Source organism: Variovorax sp. P4_D9 (assembly GCF_056401695.1).
In genome coordinates, this window is sequence record NZ_JBFUIU010000983.1 from 1 (window position 1) to 3,000 (window position 3,000).

Annotated in this window: 3 protein-coding genes and 1 pseudogene; 1 reads left to right on the forward strand and 3 read right to left on the reverse strand. The window is 63.6% G+C overall.

The genetic code is table 11. The features are described from left to right. On the reverse strand, positions 1–309 hold a 309-nt coding region (locus AC1DY5_RS49480; RefSeq protein WP_478121645.1), incomplete at its 3' end, for a (2Fe-2S)-binding protein. 41 nt (positions 310–350) lie between these two features. Beyond that, positions 351–1,193 carry an SDR family oxidoreductase gene (locus AC1DY5_RS49485; RefSeq protein ID WP_478121646.1) on the reverse strand — a complete coding sequence of 281 codons (843 nt, stop codon included), beginning with the start codon at positions 1,191–1,193 and terminating at the stop codon, positions 351–353. A 92-nt stretch (positions 1,194–1,285) separates the two neighbouring features. Between AC1DY5_RS49485 and AC1DY5_RS49490 the strand changes: the two genes are divergently transcribed. Next, the gene (locus tag AC1DY5_RS49490; RefSeq protein WP_478121647.1) at positions 1,286–2,188 is read left to right on the forward strand and encodes a LysR family transcriptional regulator; all 903 of its coding nucleotides are present in this window, start codon (positions 1,286–1,288) and stop codon (positions 2,186–2,188) included. A gap of 418 nt (positions 2,189–2,606) precedes the next feature. Here the strand turns inward: AC1DY5_RS49490 and AC1DY5_RS49495 are convergent. Further along, positions 2,607–3,000, reverse strand: a pseudogene (locus AC1DY5_RS49495) (hypothetical protein); the annotation flags it as partial.

Consider the following 3,000-nt stretch of genomic DNA (forward strand, 5'->3'; position numbering starts at 1 on the left):
GTAGCCGTAGCCGCACTGCGCCACGTCATGCTTGACCCATGCGGCATGCACCGCAGCGCCGACCTTGTCGCTGCCATCGGTCGTGGCTTCGATGGTGCGAACCTTCTTGCCTTCGGCGGCCGAGATCGGTGTGACGCAGGAGCGGACGGCCTGCCCGTCCAGATGCACGGTGCAAGCACCGCACAGCGCAGCGCCGCAGCCGAACTTGGTGCCAGTCATGCCCAGCGTGTCGCGCAGGGCCCAGAGGATGGGCGTGGCCGGGTCGACGTCGACCGTTTGTTCGCGACCATTGACGTGAAGCGTGCTCATGATGGTTCTCCTCAGATTGGAGCGGGGGCTTACTTCGGGCCTCAGGCCTGGTCGTGGGTCAGGGAGGACGACAGTTCGCGGTGTGCATCGGCCTGTGCCAGCAAGGTCTTGGCCTTGGCTTCGAAAGTCTGTACGGCGTCGGCGCCGCCGGCAAATCGCGCCGGCGGTTCGTCCAGGCCGGCGAGTTGAACGATGGCGTCGGCGAGCTTGGCGGGATCACCGCCTTGCTTGCCATCCATGCTGCTCCATGCCGCAATGGTCGCTTGGCTCCGCTCGCCGTAGTCGGCGATGGTTGGCGCTGCGTAGGTCGTGGAGCCGGCGGTCAACAGTTCAGTTCGGAAGAAGCCGGGCTCGACCAGCATCGTGCGGATGCCAAAGGGGGCAATCTCCGGGGCGAGCGACTCCATCCAGCCTTCGATGCCGAACTTCGCGGCCGCGTAGGCGGTGCAGAACATGCCTCCGCTGATGCCCGCAGTCGAGGAAATGGTGAGCAGCAGACCGGAACGCTGCTTGCGCAGCACAGGCAGGGCCGCGCGGGCGACGTTCATCGGGCCGAACAGCAGCGTCTCGATTTGCTGGCGGACTTGCTCGGGGCTGAGTTCCTCGAAGAACCCGGCGTAGAAGTTGCCCGCGTTGTTGACCAGCACGTCGATGCAGCCGAACCTTTCGACAGCCGCCTGAACCGCAGCCTGGGCGTCCTCAGGGCTCGTGACGTCGAGCTTGACGCTCAAGAGGTCGGCGTGGGCACCAATCGCCGCCGTCACTTTCGCGGGGTCGCGGCCGGTGGCAACGACGGCGTGGCCGGCATCCAGAGCTGCCTTGGCGATGTCCACACCCAGGCCTCGCCCTGCACCGGTGATGAACCAGATTTGCTTGTCAGTCATGGGTTCTCCGTTTCGATGCCTGAATGTAGGCAGGCTGACTGAAAAGAAAAATGCCATAACGCTGCACACCTTATGAAGCTAAGCTTCAAGACATGAAACTGAACCAGCTCGATGGATTGGTCGCCTTCTGGCGAGTGGCCGAGCACCGTGGCTTCTCCGCTGCCGCGGCGGCGCTGGAGGTTTCGCCTTCGGCGCTCAGCCAGGCAATTCGCCAGCTGGAAACTCGACTTGGCGTCCGGCTGCTGAACCGGACCACCCGCAGCGTCAGCCTGACCGAGGCCGGCGAGGCCTATCTGTCACGGATCGGGCCGGCGCTGGGTGATGTGCTGGAGGCAGGAGAACAGCTTCATGCGCTTCAGGGCCGACCTTCGGGCGTGCTTCGCATCAACGCTGCGCGTATCTCGATTGCGATGGTGCTGCAGCCGCTGTTGGCGGGCTTTCTGAAGGCCCATCCGAGCGTGCATATCGAGCTGTCCAATGACGAAGGCTATGTCGACATCGTCGAGCGAGGGTTCGACGCCGGGGTTCGCTTGGGAGAGAGTGTCCAGAAGGACATGGTAGCGGTGCCGCTGGGAGGGCCCGTCTCGGTGGCCATCGTCGGCTCCCCGGCCTATTTCAAGCGGCACCCTGCGCCGCGCCGTCCTGCGGAGTTGGTGGATCACAGCTGCGTGCGTTTCAGGTTTTCGGGCAGCGGGGCCATCTACAAATGGGAGCTTGAGGTCGACGGCCGACTCGTCGAGTTTGAGGTCGGCGGCAATCTGACGATCAGCGACTCCCTGTTCTCCATCGAGGCCGCCACGGACGGGCTCGGGCTTGCATACACGTTCGAGCAACTCGCGCTACCGCACATTCGCGTCAAGAAGTTGAAGCGAGTGCTGAGCGAGTTTTCGCCGACCTTCCCCGGGTTCTATCTGTACTACCCGAGCAGGAAGCAGCAGCCAGCCAAGCTGAAAGCCTTTGTGGACTATGCGCTGGCGCACTTTGCAAAACAATGAACTGTTCGCTCTTGGCCCGGCCAGAGCGTCTCGCGCATAGCCATTTGGGACTGCGCGATTTCAGTCTTCGAGCAGCCGACATTCGACTTCGAGACCCGGTGGCGACGGCTGCGCTTTATTTGCTGCTCAAGAAATTTCGTGGTGGCGCGCCAGCGACGAGGGATGTCTGCAATACCTAAGCTGGCCGTCGATGCTGAGACTCCTTGGCCCTCGAAATGACTGCCACCAGCCTCACTGCGTGAGTTCACCGAGCGGCAGAGAAGTACCGGACACCTGCACACACGACGCATGGCATGCGGTGGGCCGAACAGGCCACATTGCGCGCAGAAGGTGCGCTCGGCCCCCCTTACTCGTATGATTTACGAGCAATACATTGGTGTCTAACGCATTCCTTGCGGTAGGGCACCATAATCCGCCCTTATCGGCCAGTTGGCTTCGCCAATTTCGTCTGGGGCTTCTTGACTGCCTTGCGGCGGGCCCTGTGCTGGCTCCCCGCGGCGCCGGTCGTTGCCTGGCTCTCTCGCAACTGGGATATCTCACGCTCGAATTGTTCATGCTGCCGATGTACCTGGGAGGCGAGGTCGGTCGCCCGCTGCTCCGCGCCGGCGACGCGCTCCCGCAGGGTCGCTAGTTCGACCTGGGCCTCTTGTTGGTGGTGCGCCCAGGTGGCCGCGGCGTCGCGGTGCGCGGTTTCCTCGTCCTGTAGCGCCTTGTGGGCAGCGGTCAGGGCGGCGCGAGCGACCTCCGCTTCGCCAGCACGGAACTTTTGCTCCTTGGCGAGGTCGGCGTTGGCCTGGCGCGCTGCCATTCGC

Bases quoted from the DNA above. Each gene is read 5' to 3' on its own strand.
- AC1DY5_RS49485 (WP_478121646.1), bottom strand. From the start codon at position 1,193: ATGACTGACAAGCAAATCTGGTTCATCACCGGTGCAGGGCGAGGCCTG.
- AC1DY5_RS49490 (WP_478121647.1), top strand. From the start codon at position 1,286: ATGAAACTGAACCAGCTCGATGGATTGGTCGCCTTCTGGCGAGTGGCC.